This window comes from Acidiphilium rubrum (assembly GCF_900156265.1).
Classification (GTDB): Bacteria; Pseudomonadota; Alphaproteobacteria; order Acetobacterales; family Acetobacteraceae; genus Acidiphilium; species Acidiphilium rubrum.
The window spans coordinates 1-17,199 of sequence record NZ_FTNE01000025.1; the positions used below are offsets into that span (position 1 = coordinate 1).

Below are 17,199 nucleotides of genomic sequence, written 5' to 3' on the forward strand. Positions count from 1 at the left end.
GCACTGTTGGGGTCCATGCGATCGTTGATCGCGAAGCGCGGCATGGTCGAACCGCTTGCGGGTGCCGCGATCCAGATCGAAGCTCCGTGGTCCATCAGGAGATTGACCATATCCCAATTTTGAGCCGAAGCGGCGGTGCTAAGGGCTGTGACGCCAATTTCGTCGCGACTATTGATATCCGCATCAAATGAAAGAAGGAGATTTGCTGCCGCGATAAAATCGTGGCGTGCTGCACTAAAGAGCGCAGGGTTACTCTCCATCATACCGTTCGGATCGGCCCCTGCTTCAAGAAGATCCTTGAGTATTTCTGTATTCGAGTTATACACAGCCTGATTAACCGGCGCTCTATTTGGTCCGCCGTTCGGATTTGCCCCCGCTCGCAGGAGTGCTGATACCATTGGTCGATTCTCTCGCTCGACCGAAATCAACAAGGCAGTAACGCCATCGGGTGCAATGGTACTGACGCCGGCGATGAGGTCCGATCCCGTTTCGACAGCTTCGAGAATCCGCCCTTTCGCTACGTGCTCGGCGAACAATAGTTGGGCCGGATCATCGAAGGATGTTGGATTAAAAAAGAATTGCATTAATTCTGTCCCAGAAATAATTGGCCTATCATGGGCAACCCAAGTCATTCATTTTGGTGGCCAGTGATTGTTTGACGGAGTCCATTCCATGCGCGTCCCAGCTGTACGGGTTGGCCGAAACAGGCGGCAATTCAAAACGCTCCCCGTACGCCGACGGAAAAATCGACGAATCTTGCGTTGTTGAAAGGATATCGTCCGCAGTGTGATATGCCGTGACAGGTGCCTGAAGCGACGGAAAACCTCCAGTTGTGGCTGCGTTTAGACCAGCTGCGTTGAAAATTGTCGCTGGCTTCCCAGTCACAACCGAGGCAGCAGATGCTAGACCCCCTCCAAGAGAGTGACCTGCAAACGATAAATTATCTGTGTAATCTGCGAGCTTCGTGCCAGGATCGATCGCATAGTTATAGGATTCACTCGGCAAGCCCAGCTCTTGGAGAATGTTGAGGGTTCAATCATCGATCTTGGGTGGTCCTTGCGCTGCAGAAGGTCGGTCGCCCGTTGGCTAATGCGCCTGAGGCGGGGGCCATTTACCTTCGCTCAGCAACCGCTTGACCTCCTTTGGGTGCGGCGGTGGCCAAGGGAAACCGGCAGCTTTGATTTTCTGAATCGCCGCTTCGCGTGATCTCCAAAGCGCACTGTTGGGGTCCATGCGATCGTTGATCGCGAAGCGCGGCATGGTCGAACCGCTTGCGGGTGCCGCGATCCAGATCGAAGCTCCGTGGTCCATTAGGAAATTCACCATATCCCATTGTTCGGCTGAAGCGGCCTTGTTGATCGCAGTAACTCCGATACTATTCTGACTGTTCACATCGGCGCCGTAAGAAAGAAGAAGCTCCGCCGCAGCAATACGGTTGTGAAGTGCGGCGTCACATAATGCCGGGACAGTATCCATCATTCCATTGGGATCGGCACCCGCATCAAGAAGATCGCGGAGGATATCTGGGGTCGAACAACTGACAGCCTGAAATACAGGCGCTTTCTGGGAGTCTCCATCAGGCTGTGCACCGGCATCCAAAAGAGCCAAGACCATGTCTCTATTTTCCCGCTCAACGGCGACCAACAATGGGGTAACACCATCAGGCGCAGCACAATTAACGCCATAAGCAAGTTTTGATGCCGCCTTCAAAGCTTTGTCAACATCACCTTTGGCCACAAGTGCGGCAAATTCGCGCTGTGACGGTTCATCGTAGGAAGATGACGTAAAGAAATATTGCGTCATTCACTAAATCCGAGAAATTAAGCTGATGGTCATGGGCAACCAAGGTCTCTCATTTTTGCAGTCAACGATTTTGTGACTGCCTCTATGTTATGTGAGGCCAAGCTATATGGTCTGTTTGAAATAGGCGGTAGTTCATATCGGTTACCGTATGCTGCGGGAAAAATAGATGCATCTTGCGACGTGGAAAGAATGTCGTCTGCTGTATGGTATGCGGTCACAGGTGCTTGTGCCAAGGGGAACCCCCTAACTGTCGACGGATTTAACCCCGCTGCGTTAAATATGGTCGCTGATTTTCCCGTGACGACCGAAGCTGCCGACGCAAGGCCTCCTCCGAGGGAGTGGCCGGTAAATGATAAATTATCATTTTGATCGGCAACGCGACGCGCGAGATCCATTGCATTATCGTATGCAGAACTTCGCGTGCCCACCAGTTGTTGAAAATTCTGCATCCAATCGCTGACTGACGTTGGCGTGGTGCCTTTGAAACCTACCACGTAGGAGGGGTTCTCTCCTGACCCTGATGCAAAAATGGAGGCGCGGAAAGGGGAATTTTGTGGCGCCAGATCTTGTGGGATTAACCCGAGAGACTCTAACTCCTTTCGTCCGTCTTCCGTCGCGGGGTCGAGATAGCGGTACCCGTCCGGTAACGTCATATCTTTTCCGTAAACATGTGTCGAAAGCTGCGCCATATCCTTCGCATGCGCCAACTGCGCGCAATCAGGATCGTTCACCGCTTCCCGCTCGATCGGACGAGCGGTACCGGCGGCCGCCTTTTCCGTCGTATCCTCCGCAACGGGCGCTTTTTCCGGAAAACCTTCGATCAGTCGGATCCGGCTGATCAGGACCGTCAGGAACGTCATGACGCCGAGTTGAATGAGTGCAGACGCCAGTTCCTTCGCCGCGGCATTGATCTGCTGTTGCGTCCGCGCCGTACAGGCCTCGACGACCGCCTGCATGAAGCTGCGGATGGCGAGCAGCCCGGCATAGCCGTCGGCGGTCCACGCCAGCCCCACCAGCAAGGTATCGATTACGACATTGAGCCCTGGTACGCCCTGAGCGGCGGCGAGCCCGCTCAAGCCGACCGCGAGGATACTCAGATGGATCGGGGTCAGCAACTCTTTCAGCTGCTTCTGAAGCGCAATCCAATCGGCTCCGGCAACCGCCTGAAAATCGTGCTGATCGAACATGGCCTCGAATATCGCTACGATCCTCTGTTGGACGGACCAATTGCTGATATCGCCGACAGGCCGTGGTACCACCGATTCCGGATGGCGGCGCACCATCGCCGCATGCAGAAACGCCGGGCTCTTGAAATAAAATGTCGCGAGCAATGGGCTATGAACGTCCTGATTAAGCCGCAGCACCAGCGCCGGATCAGCGATCCGGCTGGCAAGACCAGGACGCCACTCGTCGTAGAACCGCCGTATCCTCCCCATGGCGGATGGGGAAGATCGCGCCTCCCGCAGCATGGCATCATAGGCCCGCGCCCCCTGGCGGCCTTCAGCAAGAGCGTGTGGAAACACCTCGAAGCGGCGCAGCAGGACGGTATCGTTGTTTATCGGCAGGATCAGCAACACACCCTGCGACACGTTGAGTTCCAGATAGGGGCGCGGCGGGGTCCTGCTCGCTCGCGCCTGATACGGAGACATTCCGTCCATCACAATTTACCCATGTTCCCGACGCCCTACCCGTTCGTTAAGCATATCAAAGCACCATCGCCAATACGGGAGTCTTGCCGATCCGCACTGGGCCCGAGGAGAAAACGCAGTCACCGACGTTCCGTTTGCCGTGCCGAATGCCATACCCACCCAATGTTTCATAAATTCGTATGAAAATTAATAACGCGACGTTCATTTAAATTTTGTTCATGTTCCAATCATCTTTACGGCGTCGGCCTCCCGAAACGAGCTACCTGTGCTAACGTACCATAAAACGGTATCATGAGGCTTGGAGCGACACGCTGATGGATGTGCTGACCGATCTACTTGAAATCCAGACGCCGTTGCCGCCCGACTCCTTCAAGGCGACAGGTGTTCTAGGCGGATGCGATCTGAGCCAACCCTTTGCCTATACCGTTACGCTCCGCACCGGCCTCTCCATCATCCAGGTCGACCAGCTCCTCCACCAACCCGTCACGATCACCATCGCCCAGGGCGGCCCGCATCTCTGCTATCTCAATGGCCTGGTCGTCAGCATCACCCAGATGCCCTCCACCTCCACCGGCTCCACCCTGCTCGCCTCTCAATCCTATTGGGATTACGAAATTGTCATCGTCCCCAAGCTGCACTTCCTTGAACAGACCCGCGACTGCCGCTTTTTCGAGAACAAATCATCCCTCGATATCGCCCAGCAAATCCTCCCCGAATTCGGCGTCACCGATGTCGAATACCGCATCAACGGCAACCCGCCGAGCCGACCCTACACGGTCATGTTCAACGAAACCTATCTCGGCTTCCTCAACCGCATCCTCGCCGAGGATGGGCTGTTCTATTTTTTCGAACACAGCGACGGCAAGCACACGCTGGTGATCGGTAATTCCAACGCCGCCTTCAAAACCCTGCCGGCTTCGCCTCTCATGTTTTCCTCGCTCAGCGGCATCGAGGCCAGCGTCCACACCTGGCACCGCGCCGATGCCACCACGCTCGGCACCTCCACCATGGGCGATTACAACCCGACCACCGCCTCAACCGCGATCAAAGGCGACGAGCCGACGATTTTGACGGCACCCGGTGTCGCCAACCGCACCCATTACCATTGGCCAAGCTGGGCGCCCGACCCCGGCACCGCCCAGACAATCGCCAAGCGGCACATGCAGGCGCATGAAGCGCGCGCTCAGGTGTATGAGGGTAGCGCCACCATCCCCGATCTCTACGTCGGCGGCCAGATCACGCTCACCGGCGACCCCACCGCCGACGGCGGCGCCAGTGACTACGTGCTGATTTCCGTCGCACTGGCAATCAGCGATCAGGGCGGTGCAATGACCAACGCACGCGATCCCGGCATCACGCTCTCACTCACCGCCATCCCCGCCAAAACCCCCTGGCAGCCCATTCCGCTGCCCAAGCCCGCCATGGCCGGTTTCTATTCCGCAACCGTGATCGGCCCGCAAGGCGAGGAGATCTACACCGACGATCTCGGCCGTATCAAAGTGCAGTTCCCGTGGGATCACCGCGGCGAGACCACGTCCTCAGGTAGTTTCTGGCTCCGCGTGGTGCAGCCCTGGTCGGGCGGTGGCTGGGGCGCGCAGTTCATCCCGCGCATCGGCCAGGAGGTCGCGGTCACCTTCCTCGAAGGCGATATCGATCGCCCGGTCGCGGTCGGCGCGCTGTATAATTCGACCAACACGCCGATTTTCCCGGCCAGCGACAAGAACAAGAGCGGGTTTCGCTCCCGCTCGACCAAGGGCGGCGGGGCGGCGGATTACAACGAGATCTCGTTCGACGACACGATGGGTTCGGAAATCCTGCTGTTCCACGCCCAGAAGGATCATGTCATCGAGGTCGAGAACGACCAGACCATGACGGTCGATGCCAACCGCACCGTCACGGTGAAAAAGAACGAAGCGATCACAGTCCAGGGGACCCAGACGGTCAAGGTGACCAAGGCCGTCCTCTATGAATCCGATACGTCGATCACCTTGAAAGTGGGTGACAGCACGATCGTGATGGATCACACCAGCATCACGCTGAAATCGCTGATGATCAAGATCGAAGCCGAATCATTGCTTCAGACCGATGGAAAGATCGCCCAGCACAAGGCAGGGACGCTGATGATCCAGAATGCCCCCATCATCAAGGTGAATTGAGCGATGGACGCCGCATCGATGGACAAGCTCCGCGACGCTGACCGCGACGCCATCGTCGCCCGCGCAACGCTCGGTCCCGAGGCACGCAGCACAATCGCCGACTGCACCACGGTGCCGCAGTTGATCGCCACGCTCGCCGGCAACGGCTTCCTCGTCGAGGCCGCGCGCTGTTTCGCCCATGCCTTGCCCCGGCGCGAGGCGGTCTGGTGGGCGTGCATGTGCGCCCAGTCCAACGCCCCCGCCGATCTCGCCGAACCCGACCGCAGTGCCCGGGAAGCCGCTGAAACCTGGGTCCGCACCCAGACCGAAGCGTCCCGCTACGCCGCAATGGCGCTGGCCGAACAGGTCGGCTTCCAAACACCGGAAGCCTGGGCCGCCGTCGGTGCCTTCTGGTCCGGCCCCAGCATCGCCCCCGAAGCCATGCCGCCCAATCCCCCCGCCCCGCACCTCACCGGCGTCGCCGTCGCCGGCGCGGTCACCCTCGCCTCGGTGCGCGGCGATCCCGCGCTGCGGCTGATGCGCCTCGAACGCTATCTCGGGGCCGCGCGCGATATCGCCCAGGGCGGCGCGGGTCGCATCGCGCGCGAAGACGCGTCGTGACCCTCATCCTCAGCATGCTGCGCTGCCCTGATGCGGCACCGCCGGAAACCCGGCGGCTGGAGGGCGGCGAATTCCGCATCGGCCGGGGTTCCGATAACGATTGGGTGCTGGCCGACCCCGAGCGCGTCCTGTCCAAGCGCCATTGCGTCATCGCGTGGCGCGGCGGTGCCTGGCAGATCGCCGATACCAGCACCAACGGCACCTACATCAACCGCGATGCCGCCCCCCTCGGCAGCGGCGGCGTGCACACGCTGGCCGATGGCGATCGGATCCGGTTCGGCGCCTATGAAATCGAGGCGCGGATGCAATCCGCCACCGCCTTCGCACCACCGGCCCCGCCGCGCAACGACTACGGCGACCCGTTCGGCGATGATCCGTTCGCAACACCGAGCGCACCCGCCGCGCCACCCGCGCCGGACAGCTGGTTCGGCGGCGGCAATTCGATCGCGCTGCCCAGCGATTTCGATCCGCTCGCGCCCGATGAGTCGCTGTTCGGCCGGCCGGTCGCCGATCATTCGGCCGCACATCAGGACGCATTCCGCCCGCCGCCGCGGGCACCGAAACTCCTGCCCGATGATTGGGATCTATCGCTCACGCCGCCTCCGCCGCGCCCACCGGCGCCCGAAGCCTTCAACCCAACCCCAGTGCCGCCACCACCACCACCGGCCGCGTCGCCCATCACGTCCGATCACCCCGATCTGCTCACCGCCTTCCTCACCGCCGCCGGCATGGCCGATGCACCGGTCGGCGGTGATCCGGCCGTCATGATGCGCCGGCTCGGCGGTGCGTTCCGCGCGATGGTCGCGGGTCTGCGCCAGAGCATGATCGCGCGCGCCGCGATCAAGGGCGAATTCCGGATCGAACAGACCATGATCCGCGCCAAGGGCAACAATCCGCTGAAATTCTCCGCCGATGATGACGATGCCATGGCCGCCCTGCTCGGCATCGGCCGCCGCACCGATATGGCGGCCGACGCCGCGGTGAGCGATGCGCTGCGCGACATCCGCCTGCACGAAATCGCGGTGATGGGAGCGATGCAAGCCGCCGTGCGCGCGCTGCTCGATCGGTTCGATCCCGGCCTGCTGCGCGCCGAGGGCGAGCAGGGCCGCGCCATGATCCCCGCCCAGCGCAAGGCCCGCGCGTTCGATGCGTTCGAGGCGCTGCACGGCGAAATCACCCGCGCCCTGACCGATGATTTCGACAGCGTGTTCGGCAAGGCCTTCGCGCGCGCCTACGAAGCCGCCCTGGCCGAAGCCGAGGCGCGCGAACGATGAAACGACTGATCCTCGCCCTGCCGCTCCTGCTCGCCGCCTGCGGCGGCGCGCCGCCACCGCCCCCGCCGGCGACGCTCGCGCTCACCATCATCGGCGGCGCCACCCAGAACGCCGATGCCACAGGCACTGCCGAGCCGGTCGCCGTGCGCATCTATCCGCTGGCCGCATCGGGCAAGTTCAACGCGGCAGATCCCTATTCGCTGATGAGCCACGCGAGCACCGTGCTCGGCACCGATCTGGCCGGCCCGTCCGACCAGGTGATCGTGCCGCCCGGCGCGACGGTGCATCTCGATCGCCGCCTGCCGGATGGCGCGCAGGCACTTGGCATCGCCGTGCTGTTCCGCGCGATCGATCAGGCGCAGTGGCGGCTGCTCGCCCCGCTGACGCCGCATAAACCGAACGATCTGGTCTTGCGGTTGAACGGCGTGACGGCCAAACTGGTGCCTAACATCAAAAAAGGCTGATCGGCGATGAGTTGGACCAACCGGGTCGTCTGGCAGGAGGGAATGTTTCTCCGCTCGCAACATTTCCAGCAGCAGGATCGCTGGCTGGATGCATTGCTGCGCGGCCGGATTGCATCATTGGTGCCTTACCCCTGGGGCATCACCCACGCCACGATCAACCGCGACCTGCTCGGCACCGGCCGGTTCGCGTTAGCCGAGGCGGCCGGCGTGTTCGAGGATGGCACGCCCTTCGCCCTGCCGAACGAGGCCGATCACCCCGCACCGTTCGATGTGCCGGAAGCCACCCGCAACGTGCTGGTGCATCTGGCCCTGCCGATCCGCCAGCCCGGCGCGGCCGAAATCGCCGCACCCGATGGTAGCACCGAAGGGCGCTACACCGCCGCGCGGTTCGAGGCGTACGACACCCATTCCGCCTCGCCCGAACCGGCCGAAGTGCTGATCGGCCGGCTGCGGCTGCGCTACATGCTCGATACCGAGGATCGCGCCGGATTCCTCTGCCTGCCGATGGCCCGCATCATCGAGGTCTCGGCCGATAAACGCGTCACGCTCGACGAGCGCTGGTGCCCCCCCGCGCTGGCCTGCCACGCCGCCGCCCCGCTCGCCGGGCTGATCACCGAATTTTCCGGCATGATCCACCAGCGCGGCGAGGCGCTGGCCGCACGGCTCAACGCGCCCGGCACCCGCGGCGTGGCGGAGGTGCAGGATTTCATGCTGCTGCAGGCGATCAACCGCTGGCAGGCGCTGTTGCAGCATTGGGCGGATGCTGCGGTAATCCACCCGGAAACACTCTACGCCGCCTTCGTCGAAATGGCGGCCGAGTTCGCCACCTTCATCGAGGGTACGCGCCGGCCCAACACCTATCCCGGCTACCGGCATGAGGATCTGCAACGCAGCTTTGCCCCGGTCGTGGCCGATCTGCGCCGCTCGCTGTCCGCGGTGATCGAACAGAACGCGATCGCGATTCCCTTGCAGGAGCGCCGGCACGGCGTGCACGTCGGCCCGATCAACGATCGTTCGATCCTGCGGGCATCGAATTTCGTCCTCACCGTCCAGGCGGATGTGCCGGGCGAAACCCTCCGGCGGCTGTTCCCGGCACAGGTGAAAATCGGTGCGGTCGAACAGATCAGGGAGTTGGTCAACGTCGCACTGCCGGGCATTTCGGTGCGGCCCTTGCCGGTCGCCCCACGCCAGATTCCGTTCTACGCGGGTGCGAGCTATTTCGAGCTCGATCGCGGCAGCCCGCATTGGCAGCAGATGCAGAATTCGGGCGCCTTCGCCCTGCATGTCTCGGGCGAGTTTCCGGGCATGAAACTCGAACTCTGGGCGATCCGCGGATGAGCGACAACCCGTTCTCCGAACCCGACGACAGCGACCGCACGATCATTCGCCCATCGCCGGGCGGCAGGCGCCCACCGCCCGCACCGCCGCCGCCGACCGGCGGCGGTTCCGAACCCCCCGCGCCACCGCCACCGGGCGGTGGCGCCGAGACGCTCAATTTCGGCTCGACACCGCTGCTCGCCGCCGCCGCGCCCCTGCTGCAATTGCTCGCACGCCTGCGCAACACGCTGCAACCGCCCGATTCCGGCGATCTGCGCGAGCGTGCGGCGCGCGCCCTGCGCGATTTCGAAATCGCCGGGCGCCAGGCGCAAGTCCCGGTCGATCAACTCCGTCCCGCGCATTACGCGCTCTGCGCCAGCCTCGATGACGTGGTGCTCGCCACCCCCTGGGGCAGCCAGGGTGCCTGGGCGCAGCGCTCGCTGGTATCGACCTTTCATCAGGAGGTGCGTTCCGGCGAGCGGTTCTTCGACATATTGAAGCAGATCCGCGAAAGCCCCGGCCAGTTCCTCGCGGTGCTCGAACTGATGTATGTCTGCCTCTCGCTCGGCTACATGGGCCGCTACCGGCTCAGCCCGCGCGGACCGGCCGAAATCGACCGGCTGCGCGAGGATATCTACGCGACCATCCGCCGCGCCCGCCCGCCGGGCGATCCGGCCCTGTCGCCGCATTGGCAGGGCGTCGCCGCGGCGTATCGTCCCCGGCGCGCCTCCGTGCCGGTGTGGGTGGCGGGTGCTGCGGCGCTCGGTGTGCTGGCGCTGGTCTATGCGAGCCTCGACTATACGCTCGCCGGCGCGTCCGGCGCGCTCTACAACCGCGCGGTCGCGGCCGATCCGTCGCATATGCCAAGTCTGGTCCGCGCCGGTCCCACCGCGCCGCCGCCGCCGCCGGTGGCACCATCCCCCACCGTGCTCGACCGGTTGCGCGGATTTCTCTCGCCCGAAATCGCCAAGGGCGAGGTCAGCGTGCTGGGCAGCGTGAATGCGCCGATCGTGCGGATCAACAACACCGGCCTGTTCGATTCCGGCAGCGCCACCGTGCAGGCGCAGGCTTTGCCGCTGATGGGCAAAATCGGCCAGGCACTCGCGCGTGAGCGCGGCCAGGTCCAGGTGATCGGCTATACCGACAGCCAGCCAATCCACACGCTGCAATTCCCGAACAACCTCGTGCTCTCGCAGGACCGCGCCCGCGCCGCCGCCGCCGTGCTGGACCGTTCGATCGGCGATCAGAGCCGTATCACCGCCGAGGGTCGGGGCGCTGCCTCGCCGATCGCGAGCAACGCAACGGCTGCCGGCCGCGCGCTGAATCGCCGGATCGAGATCGTGCTGATCCGGGGGAGTGCGCCATGAGCGCAGTTTCAATAGCAAAGCAAGCACTGCTTTTTTTGAAAAAAAAGCAGCAAAAAAACTTTTATCTGATTAAGCCCGTGCCAGCAAAACCACCCATGCCCCCAACCACCAAAAGTTTTTTGCTGCTTTTTTACAAAAAAGCAGTCTTGTCCTTCCCTTCCTTTCTCGCACCGGCCCCCCGATGAACGCCCGCCTGGCCCGCTGGCTTCTAACCGGCCTCGGCGTTGCCATCATCGCAGCGCTGGTCTGGTTCTTCGCGCCGTTCTGGCCGCCGCTGGCCGGCATTCTGCCGCGCGCGATCATCATCGCCCTGATCGTGCTGCTCTGGCTCGGGGTCAATCTCTGGCTCGATCGGCGCGCCCGCAAGCGCGCCAGCACGGTCGAGAGCGCGATCACGGCCGCACCGGTCGACCCCGATGCAGGTGCGAAGCAGGACGAGGTTGCCGCGTTGTCAGCGCGCTTGAAAAAGGCGCTGGCGATTCTCGCCAAGGCGCGCGGCACGCGCGGTTACCTGTATGAGCAGCCCTGGTACGTCATCATCGGGCCGCCCGGCGCCGGCAAAACGACCGCGCTGATGAACGCCGGGCTGAATTTTCCACTGGCGGCGGAGCTGGGGCAGGGGGCGGTCGCCGGGGTCGGCGGTACGCGCTATTGCGACTGGTGGTTCACCGATCAGGCCGTGATGATCGACACCGCCGGCCGCTACACCACGCAGGATTCCGCCGTCGCGGTCGATCAGGCCGGCTGGCACGGGTTTCTCGACCTGCTGAAACGCACCAGGCCGCGCCAGCCGCTGAACGGCGTGATCGTGGCGATCGCGCTGTCGGACATCGCGGGCGGCGATCCGTCCGCCAGCGCGGCCCATGCTCGCGCGATCCGTGCGCGGATCAAGGATCTTACGTCCCGCCTCGGCGTGACCGTACCGGTCTATGCGCTGTTCACCAAATCCGACCTGATCGCGGGTTTCACCGAGTTTTTCGATGATCTGGACACCGCCGGCCGCGCCCAGGTCTGGGGAGCCACGTTCCCGAACGAGCGCGGGCCGGCCGGCGCCGTTCGCGAATTCGTGCCCGAATTCAAGGCCCTGATCGGCCGGATCGAGGCGCGGGTGATCGACCGCCTCGCCGCCGAGCGCAGCCCGGACCGCCGCGCGATGATCGAGGGATTTCCCCTCCAGGTCGCCAGCCTGCAAGCGCCGCTGGCGGCATTCCTGACCGAGGCGTTCGGCGGTTCGACGCTCGACCCCGCGCCCTGGCTGCGCGGTGTCTATCTTTGCTCCGGCACGCAGGAAGGCACGCCGATCGACCGGCTGACCGGCGCCCTGGCGCGCAGTTTCGGCATCGACCAGCGGCGCGCGCCGAGCCTGCGGCCGCAATCCGGCCGCTCGTATTTTCTGGCCTCGCTGTTGAAGGACGTGATCTTCGGCGAGGCGATGCTCGGGTCGGCGGATCGCGGCCTCGCGCGCCGACGCTTCGCACTGCGGGCGGGCGGGTTCGCCGCGGTCGGCGTGGTGTTCATCGCGTTGGTGGCCGGCCTGTTGATCAGCCGGGGCAACAATGCGGCCGCCATCGCGCGGGCGAATAACAGCCTCGCCGCCGAACAGAAAATCGCTGCCACCCTCAAGCTCGATCCGGTTTCGAGCGCCAACCTGCCGCTGATCGCGCCATTGCTCGAACAGGCGCGCCGCCTGGCCGCAGCGAAGCCGGATGCCGGCTTCGCCGGGCTGGGCCTCGATCAGACCCGTTCGATCCATGCGGCCACCGCCGCGGTCTATCGCCACACGCTCGATTTCGCGCTGCTGCCGCGGCTGGTTCTGCAACTGGAAGCCGAAATGCGCGGTGGCCTCGACCGACCCGATTTCCTGTATCAGGCGACGCGCGTCTATCTGATGCTCGGCAACCAGGGCCCGCTCGATGCGCCGCTGGTCGAGGCGTGGATGAAGCTCGACTGGCAACGCCTGTATCCCGGCATCGGCCAGACCGATCTGCGCGCCTCGCTGATGGAGAATTTGATCGATCTGCTTGCCCGCCCGCTGCCCGATGTTCCGCTGGATGGCGGGCTGGTCGCGACCGCGCGCGCCACCTTCTCGCGGGTGCCGATCGCCGAGCGCGTCTATTCGCGCATCCGCGATTCCCAGGCGGCCGCGCGCGTGCCGGATTGGACACCGGCGGCAGCGCTCGGTGCCGCCGGCACGCCGCTGTTCACCAACGCGACCGGCAAACCCCTGACCGATGGCGTGCCCGGATTTTTCACACGGCGCGGCTTCTACACCGTGCTGTTGCCGGCACTCACCCACGCCACGCAGGATGTCGCGAAGGAAAGCTGGGTGCTCGGCCAGTCATCTCAGGTCGATCCCAACTCGCCGCAGATGCAGTCGCTGGAAAGCGATGTGATCAAACTCTACGAGGCGGATTACGCCGCGCATTGGCGCACGATGATCGATGACATCAATCTGGTGCCGCTGGGCAGCGCCGGGCAGGCGGTGCAGGCGCTCTATGTGCTCGGCTCGCCGCAATCGCCGATGAAGACGCTGCTGGAATCGATGGCCAAGCAACTCACCCTGTCACAGGCGCCGAAACTGCCCAAGGGCAGCGCCGCACCGAAGGCACCGCATCTGGCCGCGCTTGATGCCGCGGCCGCACGGCTCAAGGGCGTCGTCGGGCCGGAGAACGGCGCGCCACCACCGGCACCTGGTGCCGCGATCGATCAGAAATTCGCACCCCTGCGCACCTATGTCGGCAATGGCGCGGTCGGTGCGCCGATCAGCCTGACCCTGCAACTGATCGATCAGGTGCAGCAACAACTCGCCACGCTCGCGGCCACCGCCCCCGGTGCCGCCGGACCCGCGGCACCCGGTGCGGGCGGCGATGCGGCGGCGCTGCTCGAAGGCGAGGCGCAGCACGACCCGCAACCGGTGCGGCGCTGGCTCAGTGGCATTACCGCGACGGCGAACACTTTGCGCGGCGGCAGCGCGGCGGCTTCGGCCGCGGCGGCGTTCAATGCGCCGGGTGGGGCGGCGCCGTTGTGTCAGAAGGCGGTGGTCGGGCATTACCCGTTCGATCGCAGCGCCAGCGCCGGCATTCCGCTCGCGGATTTCGCGCATCTGTTCGCCCCGGGTGCGGCACTCGATAGTTTTTTCAACACCCAGGTGCGACCCTTCGTGAACATGACCGCGCCGGTGTGGCACGTGCAGCCGGTCAACGGCGTCACCCCGCCGGTCAGCCAGGGGGCGGTGGCGGAGTTCCAGCGCGCCCAGGAAATCCAGCAGATGTTCTTTGTCGGCAGCGCGACGCCGAGCGTGCAATTCACCATCACGCCGGAATCGCTCTCGGCCAGTGCGGCGCAGGTGACGCTGCAACTTGGCGGTGTCACCATCAACTACGCCCATGGCCCGACGGTGCCGACCTCGGTGACCTGGCCGGGGGCGGATGGCATGCAAGCCGCCCGGTTGATCATTACACCGGCGGCGGCCGGCGGCACGCCGATCACCTTGCAGGCCAGCGGGCCATGGGCGGTGTTCCGGCTGTTCAACCAGGGCAGCCTGACGGCAGGCGGCGCGTCGGCGCGCTATACGCTCACCTTCGATCAGGGTGGCGAGACGGCATCCTTCGCGATCGAAGCGGGTTCGATCTTCAACCCGTTCGCACCGGGCGTGCTGACCAATTTCCGCTGCCCGAGTCTGCGGGGATGAGTGCGGGGTTCTACGGCAAGCTACCCGCGCGCGGCGATTTCGTGCGCGGTGGGCTGAGCACCGCGGTGGTCGATGCGCTCGATGATTGGATGCGCGCCTGCCTGCACGCCAGCCAGGATTCGCTGGGCGAGTCCTGGGTGGATTGCTGGATGGAAGCGCCGGTCTGGCGCTTTTTCGCGACCATCGGCGGGCAGCGTCTTGGTGGTGTGTGGATGCCGAGCATGGACAGTGTGGAGCGCTGCTTTCCGCTCGTGATTGCGACCGATGCCGCGCGCGCCGGCCCTGCCTGGCTGGCCGGTGCCGAGGCGCTCGGCTTCGATGCCGTCACGACCGATGTCACGCCGGATCGCCTCGCGCTGCGCCTGGTCGGCATCGCACCCGACCCGTGGACGCCGCCCGCGCGCAACATTTGGTGGACCGACGGCGCGCCGCGCAAGGCCGCCGCGCGATTCGAGTGCGATGATCTGCCCGATCCCGCAGGCTTCGCGGCGTTCCTGACCGATCAGGCGCCGGACGCTGCGCGATGATCCCGCGTGTTACCACCTGGGCGCAGACCCATGTCGGGACGGTGCGCCGGCACAACGAGGATGCCTATCTGTGTCGGCCGGACCTCGGGCTTTGGGCGGTCGCCGATGGCGCGGGCGGCCATCAGTCCGGCGAGCTTGCGTCCGGCATGATCGCGGCGGCGCTGGATCGGCTGGAGCCAGGGTTGACCGCGGCGGAGTTGCTGCCGCGGGTGCGCGTGGCGATGAACGAGACCCACACGGCGTTGCTGCACGAGGCCGGATTGCGGGGGGCGGGGACCGTCATTGCTTCGACCGTGGTGATATTGGTGCTGCGCGATACGCATTTCGCCTGCCTGTGGGCCGGTGATTCCCGGGCCTATCTGTTGCGCCAGGGCGCGTTGACCCAGATTACCCGCGACCATTCGCTGGTGCAGGACCTCGTCGATCAGGGGCGCCTGAGCCTGGCGGCGGCCGAGCATCATCCGCAGGCGAACGTGATCACGCGGGCGCTGGGTGCCGACGGCCTCGATCTGGAGTTGGACAAGACGATCGGCACGATCGAACCCGGCGATCGCTTTCTGTTATGCTCGGACGGGTTGAGCAAGACCCTGCCGGTGAGCGAGATTGCGGCGTTGCTGGGTGCGCCGGACGGCGTGCCGCCGACCGAATTGCTGATTGCGGCGGCACTGGCGCGGAAGGGGAGTGACAATGTGACTGCGGTGGTGGTGACGATCGGCTGAAGGCGGGCGGCTGAAGGCGGTCGGCTGAAGGCGGTTATGGTTTTAGTTACGATATCGTAACGAAAAGGACGCGCGAATGCGCTGTGGCCTTGGTGTGTTTTTTGGAGGGCTCGGGGCTGGGGCGGGTCGTGCATTGATTGCCGGGACGCGTGGCGATCGCGATGGACTCGGAGGGTTGGCGTTGCCGCAGCGCGCTGGCTTGATCGGCACGGGACGGCACGGTGAAGTGTGGCGGCACGGTGAAGCGGGGCGGCGCGATGAAGCGCGCGATCGGTGATGGGCGGAATGACCCGGCCGGTTCCGGCTCGTGCAGCATCGGATCGGGCGCGATGATGTCCGGACGCGTTGATATCGCCCTGGCGTGCCGGCGGGCGCGGGGTGTGGTTTTGGGCGGTGGGTTCGGGGGTTCGTGCGGGTTGGGACGCCGGTTCTTGTGGTGCTGCGGCGATCGGGTTTTCGCGCCGGTGAATGATGGCGTTGCAGAGGGCGAGGATGAGGTCGAACAGAGCCCGTGCCAGCCCCGTCGCACAGTCGCGCTGGGTCGAGACGCCGTCACGCAGCAGCTTGACGGTGTCGGCACCAGGCACGGTCAGGGACTCTGAGGCGGTAGGCTCGATCATAATTTGATCAAAGCACAGCCGGCGGGGGGTGGGAAAGCGTTACTTATACTAATTTCGTGTTTTTGGTACGGATTGTCGTGGTCGCGTTGTTTTCCGGGATGCACCGGGCTGCGGGGCGGGTTCGATCAGGATGGCGGCGCGCAAGTGAACGGTTTTGTGGTTGCCGGTGGCAGGCTCGATCATTGCGGTTGGAGTAGGTTGGGTCGCAAGGGCGACTCAATCTATCTGCCCGGCAAAAATCGTTGGTGACCGATTTGATGACCCCATATCATCCTGCGTCACGTTTCTATGGATACCAACGGTCGTGAACCGTCATCATTAACGCTGTCTCGTGAACGGCATGAGCGACGATCGCGAGCCGAAACAGGACGGTTGGTCCTATTGTGGTCAATAATGATAAATAAATGAACAGACGGTTCCGTTCTGCCCGCGTACAGGGATGGTGCGATGCAGTGAAACCCCGCCCGACACACTGTTCGAGACCGTATAGGTGCCACCGTTGATGTTTACGGTTTGGTGATTGCTGAGATAGGTCCTGATTTTGTCAGGGATCGCCTGGTAACCGGTCGTGCCGCGATTATTGACACCGCGCAGGGCGACATCGTAGCCGCTGTTTTTGAAGGCTTGCCAGAAGCCATGGACCCTTGTTGCAAAGTCATCCCAGCCCGCAGGAGTGGTGACGGGAGGCGGTTGCGGATTGTAGGTGGCCGATCTGACGAACACCATGCGGCCGAATCCGCCGCAGATATCCTTCATTTCCGTATTTCTGGATGCAATCCGGCTGGCGCCGTTGATGCGTTCCTCGCCATACACGCTCATGCCGTTGCGTACAGCTTCGCCGTGGGTGGCGCCGGGCGAGACCACGGTGCCGCTTTCACCGAGGACCGACGTCTCGGTTCCACAGACGACGCATTTGTAGATGAACTTGTGAGGTTTCGTCATGAAGTCGATGGACGTAGACATGGACGGCTCCCTGTATCATCGGTTGGCACTGCGTGGAAATGCTTGGAAA

Annotated in this window: 15 protein-coding genes; 10 read left to right on the forward strand and 5 right to left on the reverse strand. The window is 63.9% G+C overall.

What is annotated here, in order from left to right:
• The 3 genes from BW994_RS19325 to BW994_RS15035 all read right to left on the reverse strand — a co-directional run.
• Positions 1-632: ankyrin repeat domain-containing protein (locus BW994_RS19325; RefSeq protein ID WP_139334145.1), on the reverse strand; the 632-nt coding region annotated here is incomplete at its 3' end.
• A 454-nt stretch (positions 633-1,086) separates the two neighbouring features.
• Positions 1,087-1,803 (reverse strand): ankyrin repeat domain-containing protein, encoded by a 717-nt coding sequence (locus tag BW994_RS15030; protein WP_081849129.1) that lies wholly within the window; start codon positions 1,801-1,803, stop codon positions 1,087-1,089.
• A 29-nt stretch (positions 1,804-1,832) separates the two neighbouring features.
• Complete coding sequence (locus BW994_RS15035; protein WP_029312496.1) at positions 1,833-3,461, reverse strand: Mbeg1-like protein; 1,629 nt, start codon at positions 3,459-3,461, stop codon at positions 1,833-1,835.
• 305 nt (positions 3,462-3,766) lie between these two features.
• On the opposite strand from BW994_RS15035, the gene BW994_RS15040 reads away from it, so the two are divergent.
• The 10 genes from BW994_RS15040 to BW994_RS15080 are packed head-to-tail and all read left to right on the forward strand — an operon-like array spanning position 3,767 to position 15,567.
• Positions 3,767-5,608: a type VI secretion system Vgr family protein gene (locus BW994_RS15040; protein WP_051657436.1), complete on the forward strand. Its 1,842-nt coding sequence runs from the start codon at positions 3,767-3,769 to the stop codon at positions 5,606-5,608.
• A gap of 3 nt (positions 5,609-5,611) precedes the next feature.
• Positions 5,612-6,208, forward strand: coding sequence for a DUF6931 family protein (locus BW994_RS15045; protein ID WP_245594155.1), 597 nt, complete (start codon positions 5,612-5,614; stop codon positions 6,206-6,208).
• Positions 6,205-7,482 (forward strand): type VI secretion system-associated FHA domain protein TagH, encoded by a 1,278-nt coding sequence (tagH, locus tag BW994_RS15050; RefSeq protein ID WP_076454682.1) that lies wholly within the window; start codon positions 6,205-6,207, stop codon positions 7,480-7,482. The genes BW994_RS15045 and tagH overlap by 4 nt, the downstream gene beginning before the upstream one ends.
• A complete protein-coding gene (gene tssJ, locus BW994_RS15055) occupies positions 7,479-7,946 on the forward strand; it encodes a type VI secretion system lipoprotein TssJ (RefSeq protein WP_029312500.1) in 468 nt (155 codons plus the stop codon). Before tagH ends, tssJ begins: the two co-directional genes overlap by 4 nt.
• Before the next feature lie 6 nt (positions 7,947-7,952).
• Positions 7,953-9,284 carry a type VI secretion system baseplate subunit TssK gene (gene tssK, locus BW994_RS15060; RefSeq protein ID WP_029312501.1) on the forward strand — a complete coding sequence of 444 codons (1,332 nt, stop codon included), beginning with the start codon at positions 7,953-7,955 and terminating at the stop codon, positions 9,282-9,284.
• On the forward strand, positions 9,281-10,630 hold the full coding sequence (gene icmH / locus BW994_RS15065; protein ID WP_029312502.1) for a type IVB secretion system protein IcmH/DotU: 1,350 nt from the start codon (positions 9,281-9,283) through the stop codon (positions 10,628-10,630). Before tssK ends, icmH begins: the two co-directional genes overlap by 4 nt.
• Positions 10,627-10,815 carry a hypothetical protein gene (locus BW994_RS19335; RefSeq protein WP_139334146.1) on the forward strand — a complete coding sequence of 63 codons (189 nt, stop codon included), beginning with the start codon at positions 10,627-10,629 and terminating at the stop codon, positions 10,813-10,815. Before icmH ends, BW994_RS19335 begins: the two co-directional genes overlap by 4 nt.
• Complete coding sequence (tssM, locus tag BW994_RS15070; RefSeq protein ID WP_029312503.1) at positions 10,812-14,321, forward strand: type VI secretion system membrane subunit TssM; 3,510 nt, start codon at positions 10,812-10,814, stop codon at positions 14,319-14,321. The genes BW994_RS19335 and tssM overlap by 4 nt, the downstream gene beginning before the upstream one ends.
• Positions 14,318-14,848: a type VI secretion system-associated protein TagF gene (gene tagF / locus BW994_RS15075; protein WP_029312504.1), complete on the forward strand. Its 531-nt coding sequence runs from the start codon at positions 14,318-14,320 to the stop codon at positions 14,846-14,848. Before tssM ends, tagF begins: the two co-directional genes overlap by 4 nt.
• The gene (locus tag BW994_RS15080; RefSeq protein WP_029312505.1) at positions 14,845-15,567 is read left to right on the forward strand and encodes a PP2C family protein-serine/threonine phosphatase; all 723 of its coding nucleotides are present in this window, start codon (positions 14,845-14,847) and stop codon (positions 15,565-15,567) included. Before tagF ends, BW994_RS15080 begins: the two co-directional genes overlap by 4 nt.
• Before the next feature lie 46 nt (positions 15,568-15,613).
• On the opposite strand, the gene BW994_RS15085 is transcribed toward BW994_RS15080, so the two are convergent.
• Entirely contained in the window at positions 15,614-15,883 is a 270-nt protein-coding gene (locus BW994_RS15085; RefSeq protein WP_029312506.1) for a hypothetical protein, read from the reverse strand.
• 691 nt (positions 15,884-16,574) lie between these two features.
• Positions 16,575-17,150, reverse strand: coding sequence for a hypothetical protein (locus tag BW994_RS15095; RefSeq protein ID WP_139334147.1), 576 nt, complete (start codon positions 17,148-17,150; stop codon positions 16,575-16,577).
• Between the last annotated feature and the right edge of the window lie 49 nt (positions 17,151-17,199).